This is a genomic window from Actinomadura rayongensis, from assembly GCF_009831215.1.
Classification (GTDB): Bacteria; Actinomycetota; Actinomycetes; order Streptosporangiales; family Streptosporangiaceae; genus Spirillospora; species Spirillospora rayongensis.
In genome coordinates this window covers 556,415-579,767 of the sequence record NZ_WUTW01000002.1, presented here as the reverse complement: position 1 = coordinate 579,767, position 23,353 = coordinate 556,415, and the positions used below count along the sequence as shown (strand labels likewise).

23 protein-coding genes are annotated in these 23,353 nt (G+C 71.6%); 11 read left to right on the top strand and 12 right to left on the bottom strand.

Annotated elements, in window-relative coordinates; genetic code table 11:
• Positions 1-7 precede the first annotated feature (7 nt).
• Together GQ466_RS12005 and lysX are read left to right on the top strand one after the other, a co-directional pair.
• Positions 8-790, top strand: coding sequence for a type III pantothenate kinase (locus GQ466_RS12005; RefSeq protein WP_103561758.1), 783 nt, complete (start codon positions 8-10; stop codon positions 788-790).
• Between the two features lie 101 nt (positions 791-891).
• The gene (gene lysX / locus GQ466_RS12000; RefSeq protein ID WP_202420569.1) at positions 892-2,346 is read left to right on the top strand and encodes a bifunctional lysylphosphatidylglycerol synthetase/lysine--tRNA ligase LysX; all 1,455 of its coding nucleotides are present in this window, start codon (positions 892-894) and stop codon (positions 2,344-2,346) included.
• A gap of 138 nt (positions 2,347-2,484) precedes the next feature.
• Here lysX and GQ466_RS11995 read toward each other — a convergent pair whose 3' ends face one another.
• Together GQ466_RS11995 and GQ466_RS11990 are read right to left on the bottom strand one after the other, a co-directional pair.
• Positions 2,485-3,684, bottom strand: a complete 1,200-nt coding sequence (locus GQ466_RS11995; protein ID WP_161102940.1) for a cytochrome P450 — start codon at positions 3,682-3,684, stop codon at positions 2,485-2,487.
• A 38-nt stretch (positions 3,685-3,722) separates the two neighbouring features.
• Positions 3,723-4,736, bottom strand: a complete 1,014-nt coding sequence (locus tag GQ466_RS11990) for a substrate-binding domain-containing protein (protein ID WP_202420396.1) — start codon at positions 4,734-4,736, stop codon at positions 3,723-3,725.
• A gap of 508 nt (positions 4,737-5,244) precedes the next feature.
• On the opposite strand from GQ466_RS11990, the gene GQ466_RS11985 reads away from it, so the two are divergent.
• Positions 5,245-5,475: a LuxR family transcriptional regulator gene (locus GQ466_RS11985; RefSeq protein WP_103561760.1), complete on the top strand. Its 231-nt coding sequence runs from the start codon at positions 5,245-5,247 to the stop codon at positions 5,473-5,475.
• A gap of 224 nt (positions 5,476-5,699) precedes the next feature.
• Here GQ466_RS11985 and GQ466_RS11980 read toward each other — a convergent pair whose 3' ends face one another.
• Positions 5,700-6,668, bottom strand: coding sequence for a C40 family peptidase (locus GQ466_RS11980; protein WP_337193433.1), 969 nt, complete (start codon positions 6,666-6,668; stop codon positions 5,700-5,702).
• 238 nt (positions 6,669-6,906) lie between these two features.
• Between GQ466_RS11980 and GQ466_RS11975 the strand changes: the two genes are divergently transcribed.
• The 5 genes from GQ466_RS11975 (at position 6,907) to GQ466_RS11955 (ending at position 12,802) form a co-directional block, all read left to right on the top strand.
• Positions 6,907-7,419, top strand: coding sequence for an amino-acid N-acetyltransferase (locus GQ466_RS11975; RefSeq protein ID WP_337193432.1), 513 nt, complete (start codon positions 6,907-6,909; stop codon positions 7,417-7,419).
• A gap of 3 nt (positions 7,420-7,422) precedes the next feature.
• Positions 7,423-8,184, top strand: coding sequence for an RDD family protein (locus GQ466_RS11970; protein WP_161102939.1), 762 nt, complete (start codon positions 7,423-7,425; stop codon positions 8,182-8,184).
• Between the two features lie 2 nt (positions 8,185-8,186).
• The gene (locus GQ466_RS11965) at positions 8,187-8,720 is read left to right on the top strand and encodes an RDD family protein (RefSeq protein ID WP_161102938.1); all 534 of its coding nucleotides are present in this window, start codon (positions 8,187-8,189) and stop codon (positions 8,718-8,720) included.
• A 908-nt stretch (positions 8,721-9,628) separates the two neighbouring features.
• The gene (locus GQ466_RS11960) at positions 9,629-9,949 is read left to right on the top strand and encodes a histone-like nucleoid-structuring protein Lsr2 (protein WP_103561763.1); all 321 of its coding nucleotides are present in this window, start codon (positions 9,629-9,631) and stop codon (positions 9,947-9,949) included.
• A gap of 339 nt (positions 9,950-10,288) precedes the next feature.
• A complete protein-coding gene (locus GQ466_RS11955; RefSeq protein WP_161102937.1) occupies positions 10,289-12,802 on the top strand; it encodes an ATP-dependent Clp protease ATP-binding subunit in 2,514 nt (837 codons plus the stop codon).
• Between the two features lie 106 nt (positions 12,803-12,908).
• Here GQ466_RS11955 and GQ466_RS11950 read toward each other — a convergent pair whose 3' ends face one another.
• The 3 genes from GQ466_RS11950 to GQ466_RS11940 are packed head-to-tail and all read right to left on the bottom strand — an operon-like array spanning position 12,909 to position 15,238.
• Positions 12,909-13,424: a YbhB/YbcL family Raf kinase inhibitor-like protein gene (locus GQ466_RS11950; RefSeq protein ID WP_161102936.1), complete on the bottom strand. Its 516-nt coding sequence runs from the start codon at positions 13,422-13,424 to the stop codon at positions 12,909-12,911.
• 28 nt (positions 13,425-13,452) lie between these two features.
• Complete coding sequence (locus tag GQ466_RS11945) at positions 13,453-14,241, bottom strand: ATP-binding cassette domain-containing protein (RefSeq protein WP_161102935.1); 789 nt, start codon at positions 14,239-14,241, stop codon at positions 13,453-13,455.
• 22 nt (positions 14,242-14,263) lie between these two features.
• Complete coding sequence (locus GQ466_RS11940; protein WP_161102934.1) at positions 14,264-15,238, bottom strand: ABC transporter permease; 975 nt, start codon at positions 15,236-15,238, stop codon at positions 14,264-14,266.
• Between the two features lie 109 nt (positions 15,239-15,347).
• On the opposite strand from GQ466_RS11940, the gene GQ466_RS11935 reads away from it, so the two are divergent.
• From GQ466_RS11935 to GQ466_RS11925, 3 genes are all read left to right on the top strand, one after another.
• Positions 15,348-16,889 carry a bifunctional phosphatase PAP2/diacylglycerol kinase family protein gene (locus GQ466_RS11935; RefSeq protein ID WP_161102933.1) on the top strand — a complete coding sequence of 514 codons (1,542 nt, stop codon included), beginning with the start codon at positions 15,348-15,350 and terminating at the stop codon, positions 16,887-16,889.
• Positions 16,890-16,906: 17 nt separating this feature from the next.
• On the top strand, positions 16,907-17,128 hold the full coding sequence (locus tag GQ466_RS11930; RefSeq protein ID WP_161102932.1) for a DUF6158 family protein: 222 nt from the start codon (positions 16,907-16,909) through the stop codon (positions 17,126-17,128).
• Positions 17,129-17,301: 173 nt separating this feature from the next.
• Positions 17,302-18,258 (top strand): TIGR03557 family F420-dependent LLM class oxidoreductase, encoded by a 957-nt coding sequence (locus tag GQ466_RS11925; protein WP_161102931.1) that lies wholly within the window; start codon positions 17,302-17,304, stop codon positions 18,256-18,258.
• Here GQ466_RS11925 and GQ466_RS11920 read toward each other — a convergent pair.
• The 6 genes from GQ466_RS11920 to GQ466_RS11895 are packed head-to-tail and all read right to left on the bottom strand — an operon-like array spanning position 18,222 to position 23,318.
• Positions 18,222-19,076: a hypothetical protein gene (locus GQ466_RS11920; protein ID WP_161102930.1), complete on the bottom strand. Its 855-nt coding sequence runs from the start codon at positions 19,074-19,076 to the stop codon at positions 18,222-18,224. The two genes, GQ466_RS11925 and GQ466_RS11920, sit on opposite strands and share 37 nt — an antisense overlap.
• On the bottom strand, positions 19,073-20,164 hold the full coding sequence (locus tag GQ466_RS11915; RefSeq protein WP_237417856.1) for a glycosyltransferase family 4 protein: 1,092 nt from the start codon (positions 20,162-20,164) through the stop codon (positions 19,073-19,075). Before GQ466_RS11915 ends, GQ466_RS11920 begins: the two co-directional genes overlap by 4 nt.
• The gene (locus GQ466_RS11910) at positions 20,164-20,517 is read right to left on the bottom strand and encodes a hypothetical protein (protein ID WP_235828266.1); all 354 of its coding nucleotides are present in this window, start codon (positions 20,515-20,517) and stop codon (positions 20,164-20,166) included. Before GQ466_RS11910 ends, GQ466_RS11915 begins: the two co-directional genes overlap by 1 nt.
• Positions 20,514-21,248 carry a hypothetical protein gene (locus tag GQ466_RS11905; protein ID WP_161102929.1) on the bottom strand — a complete coding sequence of 245 codons (735 nt, stop codon included), beginning with the start codon at positions 21,246-21,248 and terminating at the stop codon, positions 20,514-20,516. Before GQ466_RS11905 ends, GQ466_RS11910 begins: the two co-directional genes overlap by 4 nt.
• Before the next feature lies 1 nt (position 21,249).
• On the bottom strand, positions 21,250-22,410 hold the full coding sequence (locus GQ466_RS11900; protein WP_161102928.1) for a glycosyltransferase family 4 protein: 1,161 nt from the start codon (positions 22,408-22,410) through the stop codon (positions 21,250-21,252).
• Positions 22,407-23,318, bottom strand: a complete 912-nt coding sequence (locus GQ466_RS11895; protein ID WP_161102927.1) for an NAD-dependent epimerase/dehydratase family protein — start codon at positions 23,316-23,318, stop codon at positions 22,407-22,409. Before GQ466_RS11895 ends, GQ466_RS11900 begins: the two co-directional genes overlap by 4 nt.
• Between the last annotated feature and the right edge of the window lie 35 nt (positions 23,319-23,353).

Genomic DNA, 23,353 nt, shown 5'->3' with positions numbered 1-23,353 from the left:
GGACCTGATGCTGCTCACCATCGACGTCGGCAATACCAACACCGTCCTCGGTCTGTTCGAGGGCGAGGAGGTCATCGAGCACTGGCGGATCAACACCGACCCGCGCCGGACGGCGGACGAGATCGCCGTCGTCCTCCAGGGTCTCGTGGCGCAGAGCCCGCTGCTCGCCGACACCGATATCAGCGGCATCGCCCTTTGCTCGACCGTCCCGTCGGTGCTCCACGAGATGCGCGAGATGTGCCGTCGTTATTACGGCGACGTCCCCGCGGTGATCGTGGAGCCCGGCGTGAAGACCGGCGTACCGGTGCGGATGGACAACCCCAAAGAAGTGGGCGCGGACCGAATCGTCAACGCACTGGCCGCCGTTCATCTGCACGGCGGGCCGGCGATCGTCGTGGACTTCGGCACCGCAACGACGTTCGACGCCGTGTCCTCGCGCGGTGAGTACGTCGGGGGTGCCATCGCACCAGGCATCGAAATCTCCATAGACGCGCTGTCGGCGCGCGGTGCGCAGCTCCACAAGATCGAGCTGGTGCGGCCCCGCTCGGTGATCGCCAAGAACACCGTCGAGGCGCTCCAGTCGGGCATCATCTTCGGCTTCGCGGGCCAGGTGGACGGCCTGGTCGAGCGGATGTCGGACGAACTGGCCGAGGACCCGGGCGAGGTCACGGTCATCGCGACCGGCGGCCTCGCCCCGCTCGTGCTGGAGGAGTCGCGCAGCATCGACGAGTTCGAGCCGTGGCTGACCCTCATCGGGCTGCGCCTGATCTACGAGCGCAACACGCCCTGAGGCGGGGTTTTCCACAGGCTGTGCGCGGGTTCGCCGGGGGTGGGGCGGGTCGGTAGCCTGAGCGTGTGAGTGACGAGACCTACGACGACCTCCCGGAGCAGATGCGCGTGCGCCGGGAGAAGCTCGACCGCCTCCGTGCGGCCGGCATCGACCCCTACCCGGTGACGTTCCCCCGCACGGCGACCAACGCCGAGCTGCGGGAGAAATACACCGGGCTGGAGCCGGGCACGGAGACGGGCGACCGGGCGGGCGTCACGGGTCGCGTCATGCTGCTGCGCAACACCGGCAAGCTGTGCTTCGCGACCGTCCGGGACGGCACCGGCGACCTCCAGATCATGCTGTCGCTGGCGAAGGTCGGGCAGGAGGCGCTGGACGCCTGGAAGCGCGACGTCGACCTCGGCGACCACATCGGCGTCGAGGGCGAGGTGATCACGTCCCGGCGCGGCGAGCTGTCGATCATGGCGGACCGGTACGCGATCACGTCGAAGTCGCTGCGTCCGCTGCCGGAGAAGCACGCGGGCCTCACCGACCCCGAGGCGCGCGTCCGGATGCGCTACGTCGACCTGATCGTCAACGACGAGGCCCGGAAGATGGCGCGGATCCGCAGCGCGACCGTCCGCGCCGTCCGCGACTTCTGGCACGAGGAGGGGTACCTGGAGGTCGAGACGCCGATGCTCCAGCCGATCCACGGCGGCGCGGCGGCCCGGCCCTTCCGGACCCACATCAACGCCTACGACATGGAGCTGTACCTCCGCATCGCGATCGAGCTGTACCTCAAGCGGCTCGTGGTGGGCGGCATCGAGAAGGTCTTCGAGATCAACCGGAACTTCCGGAACGAGGGCGCGGACTCCACGCACAACCCGGAGTTCACGATGCTGGAGGCGTACGGCACCTACCTCGACTACAACGACATGGCCGACCTGACGCAGCGGATGTACCAGAAGGCGGTCGTGGCCGCCCTCGGGACGACCGTCGTGCGCCACGGCGACCACGAGGTGGACCTCGGCCTGCCCGAATGGCCGCGCATCACGCTGTACGGGTCGGTGTCGGCGAAGCTCGGCGAGGAGGTCACGCCGCACACGCCGATCGAGACCGTCCGCAAGCTCGCCGAGGCCGCCGGCGTCCACGTGGACGCCAAGTGGGGCCAGGGACGGCTCGTCCAGGAGATCTTCGAGGAGCTGATCGAGCACACGCTCGTCCAGCCGACGTTCGTCATGGACTACCCGGTGGAGACGTCCCCGCTGACCCGCGAACACCGCGCCGAGCCGCTGCTGACCGAGAAGTGGGACCTGATCGGTTTCGGCACCGAACTCGGCACCGCCTACTCCGAACTGGTCGACCCGGTGGAACAGCGCCGCCGCCTCACCGAACAGTCCCTCCTGGCCGCTGGCGGCGACCCCGAAGCCATGCAACTCGACGAGGACTTCCTGCGAGCCCTCGAATACGCGATGCCCCCCACCGGCGGCATGGGCGCCGGCATCGACCGAATGATCATGGCCTTCACCGGCAAGGGCATCCGCGACACGATCCTGTTCCCCCTGGTCAAGCCCGAATAAGAAGCGCGCTGCGCGCAGCGTGAGCCGGCGCGTAGTTCAGGCCGCGCGTAACGCTCCCAGGCATCCGCGAAGCGGTGGTCAACCGTCGCCTGCCCTGCGCGCGTTTCGCGTCCCACGCCGCATGCGCAGCGCAAGCTGTCAGGTGGAGAGGTCCACGTGGAGGGACTCCAGGCCGCGTAGGACGAGATTGTGCCGGTACGTCACCGGCTCGGCCGCCATTGTCACGTTCCGTGCAAAGAGCTTGCTCAGCGCGACCTGTCCCTCCAACCGCGCCAGCGGCGCCCCCAGGCAGTAGTGGATGCCCTGGCCGAACGACAGGTGTCGTGCCGCCGAACCGCCCGCGTACCGCGTCACGTCCAGGCGGTCCGGCTCGGTGAAGACGGACGGGTCGCGGTTCGCCATCCCGTTCAGCAGCAGGACGAACGAGCCCTTCGCCAGCGGCGTCCCGCCCAGCTCGGTGTCCACGACGGCCGTCCGCAGCGTGAACTGCACCGGCGGGTCGTAGCGCAGCAGCTCCTCGACGGCCGCCGGGACGGCGTCCGGGTGCGAGCGGAAGAGGGCGAGCTGTTCCGGGTTCCGGAGCAGCGCCAGGGCGCCGTTGCCGATCAGGTTGACGGTCGTCTCGTGCCCCGCGACCAGCAGCAGGACGCACGTCGCGAGCAGTTCGGCCTCGGTGAGCGCGTCCCCGTCGTCGGAGACCGCGACGAGCGCGCTCAGCAGGTCGTCGCGGGGCGCCGCCCGTCGCTCGGCCGCCAGCGCCCGGAAGTAGGCGTTGAACTCCCTCCGCGCCGCCTCGCGCCGGACGATCTCCGCATCGGGCAGCAGGAAGTCGGGGTCCAGGCCGCGCGCGAGCGCCTCCGACCAGTCCTTGAACCGGTCCCGGTCGGCGGCGGGGACGCCGAGCAGCTCGCTGATCACGATGACGGGCAGCGGGTAGGCGAGCGCGGAGATCAGGTCGGTGCGGGAGCCGGCCGCCGCGTCGAGCAGCTCGTCCACCAGCGCGGTGACGCGGGGCCGCAGCCGCTCCACCAGACGCGGCGTGAACGCCTTGCTGACGAGCCGGCGCAGCCGCGTGTGGTCGGGCGGGTCCATCGTGAGGAACGAGCGCTGGCGCGGCCCCTGCCGCCACGTCTCGCCCTCGTCGCCGAGGCCGTGCCCGAACGACGGGTCGCGCAGCGCGTGCTCGCAGAGGGCGTAGGAGGACGTGACCCAGAGCCCGGCGTCGGTCTGGACGAGTTGCCCGGGCTGTGGATAACCCCGGTACGGGTCGGCCCGGAACGTCGGATCGAACGGATCGAAGCCGAGTACGGCGGCGGCGTCCACGATGGCCTGTCCCATACGGACACCGTCACCTCCGTTGGACGGCTTGTCAACAGTCAGGCGGACTCGCGGACGACCAACTCGGGCCGCAGCACGACCTGGCGGTGCTCGTGCGACGACCCCTCGGCCACCTCGGCCATCGCCAGCTCCGCCGCCTCCCAGCCCAGCTCGCGGCGCGGCTGCCGGATCGTCGTCAGCGGCACGGCGGCGCTCCCGGCCAGCTCGATGTCGTCGTAGCCGATCACCGCGACGTCCTCGGGCACCCGCACGCCGAGGTGGATCAGCTCGTTGACCACGCCGATCGCGAGCAGGTCGTTGGCGCAGAACACGCCGGTCGGACGCGGGGACAGGGCCAGCAGCCGGTGCGCCGCCGCCCGGCCCGCGCTCGGCGTCAGCCCGTCCTGGGTGAGGACGGCCAGGTCGCCGCCGCCCGCCTTGACGAGCGTCCGCGCGGCCCCCTCGCCGCGTTCGGCGACGGGCTGCGGCTCGGGCACGCCGGTGACGAACACCATCCGGTCCCGGCCGAGCGACAGCAGGTGCGCCGCCGCGATGTCGCCGCCGGCCACGTGGTCGACCTGGGCGGAGCAGAAGTCCGGCCCGGCCCGGTCCAGGAGGACGACGCACATTCCGGTCTCGCGCCACCGTCCGATTCGGTCCGGGCCGTCCTCGACCGAGCTGACGAGCGCGCCCGTCGCGCGCTGCTCGGCGAGCAGCTCCAGGGCGCGCCGCTCGCGGTCGGCGGAGTGGTCGGTGGACAGCCACAGCGTCTCGTACCCGGCCTCCTCGAACGCGAGTTCGGCGCCGCGCGCGACGTCCGACGCGTACGGGTTGGTGAGGTCCTCCACGACGACCCCGAACGCGCGGGCGCGGGCGGCCGGACGCGGCTCGTCGGGGTGCTGCCGGAGCCGTCGCGCGGACTCGTTCCGGACGAACCCGAGCTCCTCGATCGCCGCGAGCACGCGGTCACGGGTGGCTTCGGCCACGATGTTTGGCCGGTTTAGGACATTCGAAACGGTCCCAACCGAGACTCCGGCGCGTCGGGCGACCTCGCGAATACTCGGCTGCGACACGTCTCTCCTCGTGGGGTGCCGGAACTGTTCCCGCTGGTCAGAGGGATTTTCGCGGCCAACCCTCGGCGCCCCGGCTACCCCTGGTCTCCATACGAGCACAGATAGTACGGAATCGGCGCTTGACGGGCCGGATCCGGCCGCCTAGCGTTCCGAGCCGAAGCGTAGCTTGAAACGATTCACGATCTTCGTCCGCGTCCGTGCGAAGGCGCCCGGGGCGGACGGGCGGTTCCGGAGGGAAGGGGAGGGCTGCGATGGCTGGAGATCAGAGCCCCGTCCCGACCCCCGGACAACGTCTGAATCGTCGCCCGGAGTTCCGGGATGATGCCCCGCAAACCACCCATCGGCCACCTCCGGCCAAGCACGCCTGACAGTTGAAGGAACCCGATGATCTAAGTCCGGAAGGCTCCGGACCCGGCAACCCGAAGCGCGTACAGATCGACGCTCACCCGTACCTGTGCAGCGGGCGGCTGCATCCCCGCGGTCATCACCACGGACGAGGGAGGACGGAGTGGAACAGGCCACACTCACACGTCGTGGCACCGAAGATCTGCGACTCAACGAGGAGGAACTGCGGCTCCTCGCGCAGATCGCCAGCGGTGTCACGGCGGATGTGGCGGCACGCAAACTCGAGCTGAGCGCCCGCACCCTGCGCCGCAGGCTGCGGACCATCTGCGACCGGCTCGAGGTCAATACCCCGATCGAGGCCGTGGTGTGGGCGGCCCGTCGGCAGCTCATCTAGTCCGGATCGACGAGCGGCGAACTCCGTCCGACCCCGTGCGGCGGCGCCGGCGTCCCGGTGGGTGTGTCCCCGCCGGCGGCGCCGCCGCGGACGTTGTTCCAGCCTCGCCGGACGGGCGTGCGCGTCCTGTGCCGTAAATGTCCGCATGTGCGCCATTTTCCCAAGCGCGTCCAGTCTATCCCTGGTTGGGGGACTAGTCCGGATGTGGTCGGGGTTTCGGACGCTCAGGCCACCCGCACCGCTCCGGCGAACGGACGCCCGGCCATCGACGCGATCTTCACCACGTCCCCCGTGTGCGGCGCGTGCAGCATCTTCCCGCCGCCCACGTACAGCCCCACGTGGTGCAGGTCGGAGTAGAAGAACACGAGGTCCCCGGGCCGAAGCTGGCTCTGCGACACGTGCACGCCCGCCGTGAACTGGCTGCCCGTGTAATGCGGCAGGTTGATCCCGACCTGGTGGTACGCCCACATCACCAGTCCGGAGCAGTCGAACGTCGACGGCCCCGCCGCGCCCCACACGTACGGGCTGCCGATCTTGCTCATCGCGATCCGCAGCGCCTGCGCCGCCCGACTCTCGCCGAACACCGGCAGCTTCGCCAGCTGGCTCGGGTCCTGCTTGACGACCTTGTTCCGCACCTTCTCGTACAGCGCGGTGATCTTCTTGCGCTGGTCGGCGAGCTGCGCGCGGAGCTGCGCGACCTGCGCGGCGCGGTCCTCGGCGGCCTTGCGCGCCCGCTCCGCCCCCTGCATCGCCTGCATCAGCTCCAGGACGCGCGTCCCGTTCTGGGTGGCGAAGTAGTTGAGCGCGGCCGTCTGGTCCAGCACCGTCTGCGGGTCCTGGGACGCGACGAACGCGGCCGTCGGGTCGTCCCCGTCGTGCATGTACGCGTCGGCGGCCAGCCCCGCGAACCGGGAGCGCAGGCCCTCCAGCGCCTTCTGCTGCCGTCCGGCGTTCGCCTTGGCGACCCGCGCGGCCTGCTGCGACTGCTGCAGCTTCACCTTGAGGCCGTTGTACTGCTCGGTGAGGCGTTCGAGCTGGTCGGCGAGCTTGTACGCCTGCGTCTTCAGCTCCTTGGCGGACGGGTCCGGCGACGCGTGCGCGGGCGGGGCGAGCGCCGCCGCGCCGACCACCGCGCCGGTCAGGACGAGCGCGCGCAGCCGACGGGAACGGCGGAACGAACGGAACGGCTCCACGGGGTGCTCCTCTGCTCGACCGCCCGCCGGGGCCGGTCGCGCTCTCCCGGCGGTCCGTACCGGCCCGCCACCGGGAAGAGGCCCGGTCGCGGAGTTCGGCGGGTTCGGCCGCGCGCGCCGCGCGGGCCGATGTCAGCGCAGGAGACTAACGGAGTCGGCCCCCGGTGCCAACGGCTTCGGGGAAAATCGCCGGTCGGCGGGTCGCGGCGGGGCGCCGGTTCGCTACTCTCGCCTGCTTGTGGAAGTCGTGATCAGGCGTGCGCGCACCGCCGATGTCCAGCACGTCCGCAGGCTCGTCGACCTGTTCACGGGGCCGGGACGGCGCCTGCTCCGCAAGTCGACCGTGACCCTGTACGAGGACGTCCAGGAGTTCTGGGTCGCCGAGGACCTGCAGAGCGGCGAGATCATCGGCTGCGGCGCCCTGCACGTGATGTGGGAGGACCTGGCGGAGGTGCGGTCGGTGGCCGTCCGTCCGGGCCACAACGGACGCGGCATCGGGCACCGCATCGTGTCCCGTCTGCTCGACACCGCGCGCGACCTCGGCGTGCGGCGCGTGTTCTGCCTTACCTTCGAGGTGGAGTTCTTCGCACGGCACGGCTTCCGGCCGATCCTGGGCACGCCCGTCGCTCCAGAGGTGTACGAGGAGCTCCTCCGTTCGTACGACGAGGGCGTCGCCGAATTCCTCGACCTGGACCGGGTGAAGCCCAATACGTTGGGGAACACCCGGATGTTGCTTCGGCTGGAGGATTGACCGATGAGCGAATATTCCCCCGGCGGCGGTCAGCAGGGGCCGCAGCAGGGCGGCGCCTCCTGGGGTCCGCCGCCGCCCTATCACGAGCCCGCGCCCTACCAGCAGCAGCCTCCGGCGCCGCGCGAGGCGGCCACCCAGCAGTGGGGGACGGACGACTACAGCGCCTACGAGTCCGGCTACGAGTCGGGCTACGAGGAACCGGCGGGCGGCGGGGACGTCCAGCTCGCCTCGATCCCGCGCCGCGCCGCCGCCCGGCTGGCCGACAACCTGCTCGTCGCCGTCTTCGGGTTCGCGCTGATCCTGCCGTTCACCATCGGCATCTTCGGGCTGGACACCAGCGGGAAGAAGGCGTCCACCGACGGCGCCGTGTGGAACTGGCCGATCATCATCACGCTGTTCGCCGTGCTCGCGGTGCTGCCGTTCGCGTACGAGGCCGTCCAGCTCACGATGTCGGGCCGGACGCTCGGCAAGCGGCTCCTGAAGCTCGGCATCGTCCGGCAGGACCCGGCGGGCACGCGGCTGACGACGGCGCAGGCGATCCTGCGCCCGGCCGTCCACCAGGTGGGCTACCAGCTCGGGTTCTTCTTCTTCCTGATCCTCGCCGTCAAGGTGTGGGACTACGCGTTCTACGGCGTCGCGCTCGTTGTCGCGGGGACTGTTATGGCTTACCTGTGGGCCATCTGGGACGTACCTTTCCGCCAGTCCGTCCACGACCGGCTCGCCGGGACGCTCGTCGTGGACGAGCGCGAGTACTACGAGGGCTGAGGGTGACGGCCGAGCCGGCGGGGGAACTTGCCCCCGAGGAGCCGCACGTCCCGCACCGCACGGACCTCGCCGATCCCGGGCAGCGGCTCCTGGCCCGGATCGTGGACACGCTGATCGTCGGGCTGCCCGTGGTCGCCGTCCTGCTCCAGACGGTCCCGAGATCGCGGCTGGACGTGGTCGCGCCGCCACTTGTCGCCCTGCTCCTGCTGGCGTACGAGGCGCCCCAGATCGCCCTGTGGGGCCGCACGCCCGGCAAGCGGGTCGCGGGCATCGAGGTCGTCCCCGCGGACGGTGCGGAGCGCCTGGGGGCCGGACGGGCCCTCCTGCGGGCGGCGACGTACAACCTGCCGATCGCGGTGCGTCCCGTGCCCGTCCTCGGCCTTCTGGCGGGCTTCTTCTGGGTCGTGAACGGCGCCTTCATTTACGAGGGGGCGCGGCGCGAGGTCCCCGACGGGGCGCGCCGGGCGCTGCACGACCGAATCGCGGGCACGGACGTCGTCCGGACGCGGCCCGCCGCCCCCGGCTCCCCCGAATAGCGGCGTATCGGGCGGCCGTATCCGGTGTCCTCCGGATCGGCCGCCGCGCCGGTTCCCCGTAACGGCCTGGCCAATACGCGAGATGAAAGTCAAGCGCCGCGTCGGGGGCGCCGACCCCCTCTCACCGTGCGACACGCCGTACGCATGAGCAAGATCGACCTGACCACCCGGCCATGTCGAATTGGCCGTTGTGCGAGATGAGCCCCCGTCGGCGTCCTTGTGCGCGCCTTCCGAAGGGCGCCGGAGAAGCCCCGGGGGGACGCGCCGGTGCCGTATCTTGTTCGCTGGCGCCGTCCGGGAACCCGCCTCCGGACAAGCGCGGCATTGGCGACTTAACTGGCGCTAAAAGGAGCGGTGCTCCCTTCTCTGCAAGCGGTTTCCGCCCGTCCGGCCGGTCTCGTTATTCGTTGACATGGCCCGGTCGCGGGTCCGTGCGCCCTGCCCGGGCCGCGGTCCGGGGGCCGCATTCGTCGGCCGATGGCGCGCTTAGTCCCGATACGCCGGGCTTAATCGAGGGCGTCGGCGGCCCGTCCCGAGGGGTCGGTTAACGCTCCGTGTCCTGCCTTTTGGGACGCCGCATGGGCGCCCGGACGCGGCCGGGAATGCCGCCGCCCCCTTGGAAGCCCGGTCCAATACGGGGGCGGATCCCCTGGTGAGGGGGCCGAGGTGACGGCCGTCACGGCCATATGGCGGCCGTGCCGGGCCGGGACAATTCCCGCCGCCCGGGCCCGTCCGCGCGGCGGCGCGCCACGGTAACGGCGGTCCACGAGATTCCGGCTCCGGCGATTACGATGCGTTACCGCGGGCAAGATGACTTCCGACGCGCGCGCTGAATTGTCATCGGCAAGGCTCGCGGTATATGTTCGTTCAACCGAATGAAGTTTGCTCGAACCGAAAGGTCTGTCCTCATGGCACAGAAGGTCCAGGTGCTTCTCGTCGACGACCTCGACGGCGGCGAGGCGGACGAGACCGTAGCGTTCTCGATCGACGGCGCCTCCTACGAGATCGACCTCAGCAGCGCCAACGCAAAGAAGCTGCGGGATTCCCTGCAGCCGTTCGTGGAGAAGTCGCGCAAGGCCGGCACCGCCCGCCGCCGCCGTCCGCGCACCGGCTCCAACCGCGAGCGCAGCGCGGAGATCCGCGCCTGGGCCAAGGCCCACGGCATCAAGGTCAATGAGCGGGGCCGGATCCCGCAGAATGTGATCGAGAAGTACGAAGCGGCCCACTGACCCTCGCGTCCGGGCCGGCGGCCCGTCTCGTGCTCCGGGGCGGGCCGTTCGCTTGTGGCGTAGCGTTCGGTGGGTTGCGGTCCTCACAGTGCGGTACACAGGATCCATTCAGCTTTGCTCGGGACGCGTCGCGGACCGCGGGTGATATAGCCCGTTCGCTTGCGGCGTAGCGGGAACATCGCGCACCGCAGCGGTAGTTGGATGGGACTGAACAGCGCTCAGCTGGGGAACGTCTCCTGGTGGGAAGGCACCGGGCGGCATCCTCGGGGCGGGCTAGCATGCGGAAGGACGAATCCGGACGTACCGGACTCGACCAACCGCTCTGTGAGGAGCGACGAGATGTTCGAGAGGTTCACCGACCGCGCGCGGCGGGTTGTCGTCCTGGCTCAAGAAGAGGCCAGGATGCTCAACCACAACTACATCGGCACCGAGCACATCCTCCTGGGCCTGATCCACGAGGGTGAGGGTGTCGCTGCCAAGGCACTGGAGAGCCTCGGGATCAGCCTGGAGGCCGTGCGCCAGCAGGTCGAGGAGATCATCGGCCAGGGCCAGCAGGCGCCGTCCGGGCACATCCCGTTCACTCCGCGCGCCAAGAAGGTGCTGGAGCTTTCGCTGCGGGAGGCCCTGCAGCTCGGCCACAACTACATCGGCACCGAGCACATCCTGCTGGGCCTGATCCGCGAGGGCGAGGGCGTCGCCGCGCAGGTGCTCGTGAAGCTCGGCGCGGACCTGAACCGGGTGCGCCAGCAGGTGATCCAGTTGCTGCACGGCTACCAGGACAAGGGCACCGCCACGGCGGGCGCGCCCTCGGAGACGGCGCCTTCCACGTCGCTCGTCCTGGACCAGTTCGGCCGCAACCTGACCCAGGCCGCCCGCGAGGGCAAGCTCGACCCGGTGATCGGCCGCGACACCGAGATCGAGCGGGTCATGCAGGTGCTGTCGCGCCGCACCAAGAACAACCCGGTGCTGATCGGCGAGCCCGGCGTCGGCAAGACCGCCGTCGTCGAGGGGCTGGCCCAGAAGATCGTCAAGGGCGAGGTCCCCGAGACGCTCAAGGACAAGCACCTCTACACGCTCGACCTCGGCGCGCTGGTGGCCGGCTCCCGCTACCGCGGCGACTTCGAGGAACGCCTCAAGAAGGTCCTGAAGGAGATCCGCACCCGCGGCGACATCATCCTGTTCATCGACGAGCTGCACACGCTCGTCGGCGCGGGCGCCGCCGAGGGCGCGATCGACGCCGCCAGCATCCTCAAGCCGATGCTGGCCCGCGGCGAGCTGCAGACCATCGGCGCGACGACGCTGGACGAGTACCGCAAGTACCTGGAGAAGGACGCGGCGCTGGAGCGCCGGTTCCAGCCCATCCAGGTCGCCGAGCCGTCCCTGTCGCACACGATCGAGATCCTCAAGGGCCTGCGGGACCGCTACGAGGCGCACCACCGCGTGTCGATCACCGACAGCGCGCTCGTCGCCGCCGCCCAGCTCGCCGACCGGTACATCAGCGACCGCTTCCTCCCCGACAAGGCGATCGACCTCATCGACGAGGCCGGCTCGCGGATGCGCATCCGCCGCATGACCGCCCCGCCGGACCTGCGCGAGTACGACGAGAAGATCGCCGACGTCCGGCGCGAGAAGGAGTCCGCGATCGACGCGCAGGACTTCGAGAAGGCCGCCGCGCTGCGCGACTCCGAGAAGCAGCTCCTCGGCCAGAAGGCGCAGCGGGAGAAGGAGTGGAAGGCCGGCGACATGGACGTCGTCGCCGAGGTCACCGAGGAACTGATCGCCGAGGTGCTCGCGACCGCCACCGGCATCCCGGTCTTCAAGCTGACCGAGGAGGAGAGCAGCCGCCTGCTCCGCATGGAGGACGAGCTGCACAAGCGCGTCATCGGCCAGGAGGACGCGATCCGCGCGCTCTCCCAGTCGATCCGGCGCACCCGCGCGGGCCTGAAGGACCCCAAACGCCCCGGCGGCTCGTTCATCTTCGCCGGCCCGTCCGGCGTCGGTAAGACCGAGCTGTCCAAGACGCTGGCGGAGTTCCTGTTCGGCGACGAGGACGCGCTGATCCAGCTCGACATGTCCGAGTTCATGGAGAAGCACACCGTCTCGCGGCTGTTCGGCTCCCCGCCCGGCTACGTCGGGTACGAGGAGGGCGGCCAGCTCACCGAGAAGGTGCGCCGCAAGCCGTTCTCGGTCGTCCTGTTCGACGAGATCGAGAAGGCCCACCAGGACATCTTCAACTCGCTCCTCCAGATCCTGGAGGACGGCCGCCTCACCGACGCGCAGGGCCGCGTCGTGGACTTCAAGAACACGGTCATCATCATGACGACCAACCTCGGCACCCGGGACATCTCCAAGGGCCAGTCGATGGGGTTCGCGCGGTCCAACGACGACCAGGGCTCCTACGAGCGGATGAAGGCCAAGGTCGGCGAGGAGCTGAAGCAGCACTTCCGCCCCGAGTTCCTGAACCGCGTGGACGACACGGTGGTCTTCCACCAGCTCACCCCGAAGGAGATCATCCAGATCGTGGATCTGATGATCGCCCGCGTGGACGAGCGGCTGCGCGACCGCGACATGGGGATCGAGCTGCGCCAGGAGGCCAAGGACCTGCTGGCCGAGCGGGGCTACGACCCCGTCCTCGGCGCCCGGCCGCTGCGCCGGACGATCCAGCGGGAGATCGAGGACAACCTGTCGGAGAAGATCCTCTACAACGAGCTCAAGGCCGGCCAGATCGTGATCGTCGGCGTCGAGGGCTCGGGCGAGGAAGCGAAGTTCACCTTCAAGGGCGTGCCGAAGCCGTCCGGCGTCCCCGACAGCCCGCCCCCCATCGAGGGCGCGGTCAACTTCAACAAGGACTGACCCCCGACACGAGAAAGGCCCGCACCCCCGGTGCGGGCCTTTCCGCATTCCCACCCCCGCCCGACGGGGAAGGCACTGCTGGGGGGCGCCCGCCCCTGGGCGGGATTCAGACGCCGTACAGGGCGACGAGCTTGGCGCGGGCCAGGGTGTGGGCGGTGATGTTGAAGCCGACCACGGCGGGGGACGTGTCGGAGTCCACGCCGAGGGACTCGACGTCCAGGGCGTGGACGGTGAAGACGTAGCGGTGGGGCGGGCCGGGCGGGGGCGCGGCGCCGCCGAACGCCTTCTGGCCGTAGTCGTTGCGGGCGTGGACGCCCGTCTTGGCGTCGGGGGCGCCGGCGCCGGCGGGGAGTTCGGTGACGGTGGCCGGGACGTCGAACAGGACCCAGTGCCAGAAGCCGCTGCCGGTGGGGGCGTCCGGGTCGTAGCACGTCACCGCGAAGCTCTTGGTCTCCGCCGGGAAGCCGGACCACGCGAGGTGCGGCGAGGTGTTGCCGCCGGTGAAGCCCCAGTCGTCGAAGACGTGCGCGTCCGCGAGGGTGGCGCCCTCGGCGATGTCGGTGCTGGTCAGCGTGAAGGACGGAACCTGCGGCAGGTACTCGTCGGGCAGCGGTGCGGGCATGAGCGGCCTCCTCGTCCTTACGTGGTGGTCACTTTCCGGTGGCCTCGGTGTAGGCGCCGAGGACCTCTTCGGGGTCGCCGTCCATCTTGACGCGGCCGTCGTCCAGCCAGATGACCCGGTTGCAGGTCTCCTCGATGACGTCGAGGTTGTGCGCGACGAGGAAGACCGCGCCCGCGTCCTCGCGCAGCTCGTCGATCTTGGCCTTGCTGCGGCGCTTGAACTTGGCGTCGCCGGTGGCGAGGGCCTCGTCGATGAGCAGGACGTCGTGGGTGCGGGCCGCCGCGATGGCGAACCGGAGCCGCGCGCCCATGCCGGACGAGTAGGTGCTCATCGGGTAGTCGATGAACCCCGGCTTGAGGTCGGCGAACTTGACGATCGCGTCATAGCTGGCCTTGGTCTCGTCGGGCGACAGGCCCATCGCCAGGCAGCCGAGCGTGATGTTGCGCGAGCCCGAGAGGTCTTTCATGAGGGCGGCGTTGACGCCGAGCAGGGACGGCTGGCCGTCGGTGTAGACGGCGCCGCGCGCGGGCGGCAGCAGGCCCGCGATGGCCTTCAGCAGGGTGGACTTGCCGGACCCGTTGGTCCCGACGATGCCGATCGCGTCGCCCCGGTAGGCGATGAAGGACACGCCCTTGACGGCGTGGACCTCCTTCGTCTGCGGCCGGTTCTCCCGCTTGATGATGCGCATCAGGGCGGTCGCGGCGCTGCCCTTGCCACCGCCTCCGCTGTAGACGCGGTAGATGATGTGCAGGCCGTCCACGACGACGATGGGCTCGCGTGTCGGGTCGGGGCGCACCTCGGGCTGCGCTTCGGCCACCGAGCCTCTCTCCTTCAAAGCCTTAGCCACGGCCATACCTCTCCTCCGCCCGGTAGAAGTACCAGAACCCGCCGACGAAGGCGACGACCGCCCAGATCACCGCGTACAGCCACATGAGGCCGTGGTCCAGATGATATTTGGCCGCGTCCTTGTGATAGGTCTCCAGCAGCGCGAACCGGACGAGTTCGATGAACACGGCGGCCGGGTTGGCCTCGAAGATCCGCCCGATCCAGTGGTGCCCGTGCTTGGTGATGCTGTCCACCCGCTCGGCGATCATGAAGAAGACGCCGGAGAAGTACAGCCAGGTGCGGGTGATGAACGGCAGGAGCTGCTGGACGTCCTGGATGAACGCGCCGAGCCGCGCGACCATCATGCTGATGCCGATGTTGAATATCAGTTGAAGAACAAGTGCCGGAAAGAGGGTCAGCCATTGAAGACTGGGCGGCTCGCCGGTGATGAGCACGATCACGATGAGGACGCCCATCGAGATCAGGAGTTGCTGCAGCTCCATGATCACGTAGGCCAGCGGGAGCGTCGCGCGGGGGAAGTGCAAAGCGCGGATCAGCGACATGTTGTTGCCGATCGACCGGGCTCCCGCGCTCAGCGACCGCTGCGTGAACGTGAAGACGAAGACGCCGGTGATCAGAAACGCCGGATAGTTGTGGATGTTCTTGTTCTGCCCGAGCAGCAGACCGAAGATCAGGTAGTAGACCCCGGCGTTGAGCAGCGGGGTCAGGATCTGCCACACCTGGCCGAGTCGTGAGCCGCTGTAGGTGGCCGCGGTCTTGGCGCTGGCGAGGTTCCAGATGAACGTCCGCCGCTGCCAGAGCGCCTTGACGTAGGCGAGCGGCTTCGGCCGCGCCGCGCTCTGCCGAAGTCCGTGCTGGGCGGCGAACTCCGCCAGCGACGCACTGCCCGCGCCATTCCACGGAGCCGGGTCGCTGATGGTGGCGACCGGCTCGCCGGAGGAGGCGCCGAGCGGTTCCCGGTGACTCATGTCGCGAAGCCTATTGCAGTCCGTCTCCTTCCCGTGACGTTCACCCGCATGTACGGCCGGATTGAGATCTACGGGAATCATGTCGCACGTCCCGGGGATACCCCGGACCATGTGGCGAAACAACGGACGGAACGGCGGGCCGCGCGGGTTGCGGCTGGCGGCGGACCTGGACCGGCGCGCTTTCGAGCGGGTCGCGGCGGCGCGGCTGTCGGGCCTGGAGCACGTGCTGCCGGTGCTGTCGCGGACGGCGGACCACGGCGTCCTCTGGTTCGGGACTGCCGCGGGCCTCGCGGCGACGCGCCGGGCGGGCCTGCGGCGGGCGGCGCTGCGCGGGGTGCTCGGCATCGCGGTGGCGAGCCCGGTGGTGAACCTGCTCGGCAAGCAGGCGTTCCGGCGGCGCCGGCCGGTGCTGGATCTGGTGCCGACGCGGCGGGTGCGGTGGCGGCCTCCGTCGTCGCACGCGTTCCCATCGGGGCACTCGGCGTCGGCGGCGGCGTTCGCGACGGGCGTGGCGCTGGAGGCCCCGGCGCGGGTGGCGGTGCCGGTCGCGGCGACGGCGGCGGCGGTCGCGTTCTCCCGCGTCTACACGGGCGCGCACTATCCGGGGGACGTGCTGGCGGGCCTGGCGCTCGGCGCGCTGGCCGGGGCGGGGACGCGGCTGGTCTGGCCCGCGCGCCCGGCGGTGGCCGAGGTCGCCCGGACGGGCCGTGAACGCGTGAAGATCGCTCCGGACGGCCAGGGCATGGTCGTCGTGGTGAACGGCGGCTCGGGGGACAACGGCGCGGGGCTGCTGCCGACGTCCGGCGAACTCGCCCTGGACCTCGTGGAACGCGAGTTCCCCGCGGCGGAGATCGTCCGGCCGGAGGGCGGCGACGACCTGGCGAAGGTCCTGGACGAGGCCGCCGCCCGCGCCGAGGTGCTGGCCGTGATCGGCGGCGACGGGACGGTCAACGTGGGCGCCCGCGCGGCCTTGCGGAACCGTGTTCCGCTTCTGCCCGTCCCCGGCGGGACGTTCGACCACTTCGCCCGCGCCCTCGGTCTCGAACACCCCACCGACGCCGTCGCGGCGTACCGGGAGGGCTGCCTCGGCCGCGCGGACGTGGCGTTCGCGGCCCCGGCCAACGGCGGCGAGGAGGACCTGCTGTTCCTGAACACGGCGAGCTTCGGCGCCTACCCCGAGCTGGTCGACCGGCGCGAGCGGCTGGAGGGACGGCTCGGCAAGTGGGCGGCGCTGGCCGTCGCGGCGACGCGGACGCTGCGGCACGCCCAGCCCGTGGACATGCGGGTCGGCGGCCGTCCGGTTAGCGTCTGGCTGGGCTTCGTGGGCAACTGCTCGTTCGGTTCGCGCGGCCCGGCCCCGACGTGGCGCAAGCGGCTGGACGACGGGCGCTTGGACGTCCGGCTCGTCCTCGCGGGCGGGCGGCTGCCCCGGCTGCGCGCGGTCGCGTCCGTCCTGCTCGGCCATCTGCGCGCGGTGCCCGGCTACCGGCAGTGGAAGACCGACGTGCTGGACGTCGTGGCCCCGCCCGGCGGGCTGCGCCTGGCGCGCGACGGCGAGGTGTCGACGGTGCCGTCCGCGATCGAGTTCGGCAAGTACCCGGGCCAGCTGCGGGTGTTCTGCCGCCCTCGGCGCGGATTCGCGGCGGAGTGATCGGGTAGGCGGGCGCCATGAGTACCGGAATCGACGCGTCCCGCCTGCACGACGACGACCTCTTCCGCGAGCTGGCCCACCTGCACGCGACGCGGACGGACACGCTCCGGCACGGCAGCGACGACGCCCTCGCCGAGCACACGTCCCGCACCGAGCAACTGGAGACCGAATACCTGCGGCGCTACCCGGCCCGCGAAATCGACCCCGAACGCCTACGAGCCGGCGCCCGCGCCCGCTGACCGCGCCCAGGCCGCCGGGCCCGGCCCGGCGTCCGTGCGGGTCCGCGGGCGGCGGCCGGACCGGCGGTCGTGGCGCGTCTGCGGGGGCGAGCACCGTTGCCGCGCCGACCGGGTCGGCGCGGTTTTGCCTTGTGGGGACAGTTGGGGGCGCGCGGGCGGGGTAGGCGGGCGGCATGACTGTTTTCGGGTACACGCTGAACTGTGAGGAGCACCGGCCGGACGAGCTGATCCGGCAGGCGCAGCTCGCCGAGGACGCCGGGTTCGAGGCGCTGTGGATCTCCGACCACTTTCATCCCTGGCTGCCCGAGCAGGGCGAGTCGCCGTTCGTGTGGTCAGTGATCGGGGCGTTGTCGCAGGTGGTGTCAATCCCGGTGACGACGGCGGTGACGTGCCCGACCGTTCGGTACCACCCGGCGATCGTGGCGCAGGCCGCCGCGACGTCCCAGGTGATGACGGGCGGGACGTTCCGGCTCGGCGTCGGGACGGGTGAGGCGCTGAACGAGCACATCACCGGGGAGCGCTGGCCGTCGGCGGCCGAGCGGCTGGAGATGCTGGAGGAGGCCGTCGAGATCATCCGAGCGCTCCACGGCGGGCGGCAGATCTCGCACCGGGGACGGCACTTCACGGTGGAGACGGCGCGGCTCTACACCGTCCCGGACGATCCGCCGCCGATCCTGATGTCCGCGTACGGGCCGAAGGCGATCTCGATGGCCGCGCGGCTGGCGGACGGCCTGATCTCCACGTTCCCCGACGCCGACGCCGTTCGGTTGTTCCGGGACGAGGGCGGCGAGGGCAAGATCGTCGCCGGTGGGTTCAAGGCGTGCTACGGCCCGGACGAGGACGAGTGCGCCGCTACCGCGCATCGCCTGTGGCGCAACGAGCAGGTGCCCGGTGAGGCGTTGCAGGTGCTGAAGCAGCCCCGGCACTTCGAACAGGTCAGTGAGCTGGTCACCGTGGACCGCGTCAAGCAGAACGTCCCGTGCGGACCGGACCTCGACCGGCATATCGCGGCCGTCGAGGAGTTCACGAACGCCGGGTTCGAGGAGGTCTACATCAACCAGATCGGCCCGGACCAGGACGCGTTCTTCAAGTTCTACGGCGCCGAGGTGCTGCCCAGGCTGCGGGCCTGACGCGCCCGCGCGAACTGGTCGTCCAGCGTGCGCGGGAACGGCAGCATCCGGTGCCGTTCCCGCCATGGCGCGAACTGCCGGACGGCGTTGAACCCGGCCGCCGTGACGATCCGGTCCGCGTCCGCCGCGAGCGGCCACGCCGGGTAGGCGTCGCGGTGGGCGATCCCGGGCGGGAGGCCGTCCGGACGGCGCGGCGCCACCAGCGTCATGTCCGGCGCGACGCCCTCCACGGCGGCCATGTCCAGTGCGTACGCGGTGAGTTCGAGGATCTCGGCGTCCGGGCCCGAGTGGACGAGCAGCCAGCCCCGCACCGGTTCGCACGCCGGCGGCGCGGGCGGGTCGCGCAGGACGAGGGGCAGCACCTCGTCCGACACCGACCGCAGGTACGCCAGGTGCGCGGTGTCCAGGTCCTCCAGCACGTACGTCCGGTCGTAGCGGATCGGATCGGTGGGCAGGCGCTCGCGGTAGACGTCCCAGCGCAGCAGCCGCGCGAGGTGGATCGTCCGGGCGCCGCGCGGGACGTCGGCGGCGCTCAGTTCGCCGTGCCGCCCGGCGGGGAAGGCGTCGACCACGAACTCGTCCCGGGCGCCCGAACCCACGGCTGCGGCGACGTTCTCGGCCGGGAGGCCCGACGCGGCGCCCCCGACGGCTCCGACGGCGAACTCGCCCGAGGGCGCCGGGACGATGACGCGTGGGTCGGAGGCGAAGGGTGACGTCGTGCGGTAGGTGACGGGGCCGGTGCGGCCGGTCGTGTGGAGAAAGGCCCGGACGCGGGTGAGATGCCCCAGCCCGTCCCCTTCGGCGTAGCAGAGGATCACAGGGTCTCGGTGAGGACGGCCTGGTAGCCGGCGGTCTCGGCGGCGGGCGCGAAGTCCCGCGCGACCCGCTCGGCCGCCGCAGCGCCGAGCTTGGCCAGCTCGGCGTCCGTGGCGCGGGCCGCCCGGTCCAGCGCGGCGCGGCAGCCGTGCGCGTCCCCGGCGCGGAAGGTGAAGCCGATCCCGTCGTCGGCGACGTCGGCGAGGCCGCCCGCGTCCGACGCCAGCAGCGGCACGCCGAGCGCCGCCGCCTCCAGCGCCACGTTCGGCATCCCGTCGTAGAAGGACGGCAGCGCGACGAGGTCGCACGCCGCGTAGACCGGCGGCAGGTCGTAGCGCTCGCGGAACGGCAGGTGCGTGTGCGGGACGTCCAGCCGCGCGAGCACGCTCTCCTCCAGCTCCCCGACCAGCACGAGATGGAACCGGGCGGCGTGCCCCGAGGCGTGCAGCGCGTCCAGCAGGAACCCGACGCCCTTCTTGCTCTTGAGCTGCCCGATGAGCCCGAGCGTGCGCCGTCCGTCCGCGACGTGCTCACTGCGCCACGCCGCAGCCTGCGACCGTTCGGACGGCAGCACCTGCCATTGCGCGGTGTCCACGCTGTTGGCGACGAACGTGACCGCACAGTCCGGCGCCAGAGCCCGCACCAGCGGAATATGCGACCGCGCAACGACGCAGACCCGCGCCGACGCACGCAGCGCGTCCGTCAGCACCGGACGCCGCCGCACCGAGAACGCGCCGGTGTCCAGGTCGTTGCCGCGCAGCAGAGTGATCAGCCGCGCGGAGAGCAGCGACGCGAGGACGGGACCGGCCAGCAGCGCGTAGATCCCGCCGAACGCCGCCACGTGCGTGTACGGCCCGTCGACGGCCGTCAGCAGCCGCCGCAGGGCGTGCTCGGGATCGTCGGCGAGCGGCGCGGTGATCAGCAGCCCGCCGTGCTCGCGCTCGGTCCGCCACGGCCGGGCGCGGCGGGTGAGGTGCGCGACGTCCACCGCGACGCCCGCGCCGCGCAGCCCCCGGACGATCCGGTCGCACGACTCGGCCATGCCGCCCTTGCTCGGCGGATAGTGCTCGGTGACCCAGAGGACCCGCATCAGGAGTCCACGAAGTCCGAGCCGTCGAAGTCGCCGTCGAAGTCCCCGCCGCCGGACGCCCAGTCGCCGCCCTGGTCGAACGCGCCCCGGTCGTAGGTGTCGAACGTCGAGTACCAGTACGGGTCGTTGTAGGCGCTGGCGCTCTCGGTGTAGTACCGGCGGCGATAACCGTCGGTCCAATACGGGTGGTAGAAGTCCTCGGTCGCGGGCGCCGAGCACTCCGGGCAGATGCCGCCGTTCTGCGCGGCGTGGCCCTGGCACAGCCCGCGTCCGCACCGCGCGCAGCCCGCCACGGCCGGACGGCCGCAGCCGCGCAGCAGGAAGAACCCGGTCGTCACGGTGCAGGGGTTCACGACGCCCTCCTCGCCTGCGGCGCCGTCCACCGGAACGCCTCGGCCGACAGGTGCAGGATGTGGTTCGGCAGCCCGGACGAGCGGGGCGCGTTCGGGATCCGCGCGCGCAGCCGGATCACCGGGCGCGGGCCGTCCTTGATCCGCACCCGGATCCACGGGGGCGGCGGCGACGCGGGACGGGTCAGCACCGCGCCCTTCGGCAGCCGCCGCGTGACCGTGATGACCCGCAGCGTCTTGGACTTGGTCTTCGTCTTGATCTTGCCGCGCGGGTTGGTCTTGGTGATCTTGCGGAACCGGACGCGGTCCACGACGGCGATGTCGAGCGTGGAGCCGTCGCGCAGCTCGGCGCGGACGGCGAGCCACGGGTCGAACGCGTACCACTGCAGCACGCGCCGGATCGGACGGCGCACCTGGAGGCTCTGCTGCGGCCCGGCCTTGCCGGCGGCCTCGGGGCCGGTGAGGTCGGCGGTGACGCCGATCGTCCCGGTGCGGCGGAGGTCGCGGGACAGGACGCGCACCAGCGGCACGAGCACGAGCGGCACCTCGTCCGGCAGCGCCCACTTGCGGCGGCGGATGTGCGCCCGGTGCTGCGCGCAGCTCTGGATGAGCGGTTCCCAGGCGTCGCGGGGCAGCGTCACCGACAGACGGTGTTCGTGCACCAGCGCCTGGTGAAGGGGATGGAACCGCGCCAGCGCGGCCTTCTGCTTGCGGTAGAACACGCCCCAGACCACCTCACTCCGTGCCGGATGCGAGCGTACGGTAAACGGCACCGAGTTTCGCGAGCGAATGCGTCCAAGTCAGGCCAGAACGGATGTGTTCGCGCCCACGGACGCCCATCGCGCGCGCCTCGGCCGGGTATTCCAGGAGGATCCGGACGGCGCGCGCCAGCTCGGCGGGACGGTCCGCCGGGACGAGCCGTCCGTGCTCGCCGCCCGCCATCAGCTCCCGCACGGCGGGCAGGTCCGACGCGACGACCGGCACGCCCGCCGCCATCGACTCCAGCACCTTCAGCGGCGCGCAGCCCTGCTCGACGTTGCGCGCGCAGCCCGTCAGCGGCGCGATCGACGCCTCGGCGTGCGCGAGCCAGGCCGCGACCTCGGGGTGGGGGAGCGTGTGGTGCCAGTCGATCCGGTCGGCGACGCCGAGCCGTTCGGCGAGCCGCCGCACCGGCTTGGCGCGCCGGGCCGGGACGGACGCGCAGATCACCAGCCGCAGGTCGGGCAGGTCGGCGAGCCGGGCGAACGCGCGCAGCAGCACGTCCAGGCCCTGCCACGGTTGGAGCGCGCCGACGTAGATCAGGTAGCGCGCGGGGGCGTCGGCGGGACGGTCCGGCGTCGCGACCACGTCCGCGCCGTTCGGGACGAGGTGGATCCGGTCCTCCGGCACGTCCAGCCCGCGCAGCGCGTCCGCGATGACCCGCGACGGGACGACGACCGCGTCGCTGCGCGCCAGGCAGAACCGCTCCAGCTCGCGGATCTTGGCCAGCGCGGACGGCGCCGCGGCCGGCCAGGTGTGCGCCAGCTCGATCGACGGCAGCCCGTTCACCTCGTAGACGATCCGGTAGCGGCGGCCGGGCGCGGTGGCGACCGGCAGCGCGCTCCACGGGTCCCGGACGTGGACGATCTCCAGCGTGCCGACGTGCTCGGCGAGCCGGTCGGCGACCCACGCCGAGTACGCCTCGGCGCGGTCGATGAGGTTCGGGATCTGGGCGTCGAAGCGCAGGATCTCCCGGTCCCCTTCGAGCTGGCGGCGCGGCAGGCCGCCGCCGAGCACGCCGAGCAGCCCGCCGCCGGCGAAGGCGAACAGCGCGTCGGCCATCCGCGCGATGTGGACGGCCGACCCCTTGCTGGACGGGAAGCGGTCGAAGGCGAAGTACGCGGACGTGTGCTTCATCGGAGGCTCCGGTGCCAGGCGATCTGGTCGGCGAGGCCGTCGTCCAGCGCGGTGACGGGCCGCCAGCCGAGCAGGTGCTCGGCGAGGCCCGGGTCGGCCCAGGTGCGCGACACGTCGCCCGCGACCAGGGGCCGCCGGGTGACGGCGGCGGGGACGCCGAGCGCGGTCGCGATGCGCTCCAGGGCGTCCAGGACGGACACGGGCTCGGCGCTGCCGACGTTGACGACGACGCCGCTCGGCAGGGGCCGCGTGACGGCCGCGAGCGTGGCGGCGACGGCGTCGCGGACGTGGGTGAACGAGCGCAGGTGCCGCCCGTCGCCGAACAGGGGCAGCGGACGGCCGTCCAATGCCGCCTCGATGAACCGGTGGAACGCCATGTCGGGGCGCTGGCCCGGCCCGTAGACGGAGAAGTAGCGCAGGACGGCGACCGCGACGCCCGCGTCCGCCGCCTTGGCCGCCAGCCGCTCCACCTCGACCTTGCTCTCGGCGTAGGGGCTCGCGGGCAGCGGCGGGTCGGTCTCGCGGCTCGGACGGGCGCCGGCCGGCCCGTACACCGACGAGCTGGACGCGAGGACGACCTTGGCCCCCGAGTCCCGGCAGGCGTCCAGGAGCCGCCGGGTGGCCTCGACGTTGTCGCGGGCGACGGCGGCGCGGCCGGCGCCCCAGGACGTCCGGACGCCGGGCCGCCCGGCGAGGTGGACGACGGCGTCGGCGTCCGCCACCGCGTCCAAGGGATCCTCGGCGAGATCGACGTGCGCGGCCGGGACGCCCAGCGCGGCGAAGCGGTCCCGCGCGGGCCCGGGGGTCAGCGAGCGGGCGGGCGCGTCGACGGCGAGCACGTCGTGCCCGGCGCGCGCCAGCGCCGCCACCGCGTGTCCGCCGATGAATCCGGCCGCTCCTGTCACCACCACCCGCACGATCCGGAACCCTACCGACCCTGGAA

Bases quoted from the DNA above. Each gene is read 5' to 3' on its own strand.
- lysX (WP_202420569.1), top strand. From the start codon at position 892: ATGCGCGTGCGCCGGGAGAAGCTCGACCGCCTCCGTGCGGCCGGCATC.
- GQ466_RS11925 (WP_161102931.1), top strand. From the start codon at position 17,302: ATGACTGTTTTCGGGTACACGCTGAACTGTGAGGAGCACCGGCCGGAC.
- GQ466_RS11955 (WP_161102937.1), top strand. From the start codon at position 10,289: ATGTTCGAGAGGTTCACCGACCGCGCGCGGCGGGTTGTCGTCCTGGCT.
- GQ466_RS11995 (WP_161102940.1), bottom strand. From the start codon at position 3,684: ATGGGACAGGCCATCGTGGACGCCGCCGCCGTACTCGGCTTCGATCCG.
- GQ466_RS11960 (WP_103561763.1), top strand. From the start codon at position 9,629: ATGGCACAGAAGGTCCAGGTGCTTCTCGTCGACGACCTCGACGGCGGC.
- GQ466_RS11900 (WP_161102928.1), bottom strand. From the start codon at position 22,410: ATGAAGCACACGTCCGCGTACTTCGCCTTCGACCGCTTCCCGTCCAGC.
- GQ466_RS11940 (WP_161102934.1), bottom strand. From the start codon at position 15,238: ATGAGTCACCGGGAACCGCTCGGCGCCTCCTCCGGCGAGCCGGTCGCC.
- GQ466_RS11915 (WP_237417856.1), bottom strand. From the start codon at position 20,164: ATGCGGGTCCTCTGGGTCACCGAGCACTATCCGCCGAGCAAGGGCGGC.
- GQ466_RS11935 (WP_161102933.1), top strand. From the start codon at position 15,348: ATGTGGCGAAACAACGGACGGAACGGCGGGCCGCGCGGGTTGCGGCTG.
- GQ466_RS11970 (WP_161102939.1), top strand. From the start codon at position 7,423: ATGAGCGAATATTCCCCCGGCGGCGGTCAGCAGGGGCCGCAGCAGGGC.
- GQ466_RS11930 (WP_161102932.1), top strand. From the start codon at position 16,907: ATGAGTACCGGAATCGACGCGTCCCGCCTGCACGACGACGACCTCTTC.
- GQ466_RS11950 (WP_161102936.1), bottom strand. From the start codon at position 13,424: ATGCCCGCACCGCTGCCCGACGAGTACCTGCCGCAGGTTCCGTCCTTC.
- GQ466_RS12005 (WP_103561758.1), top strand. From the start codon at position 8: ATGCTGCTCACCATCGACGTCGGCAATACCAACACCGTCCTCGGTCTG.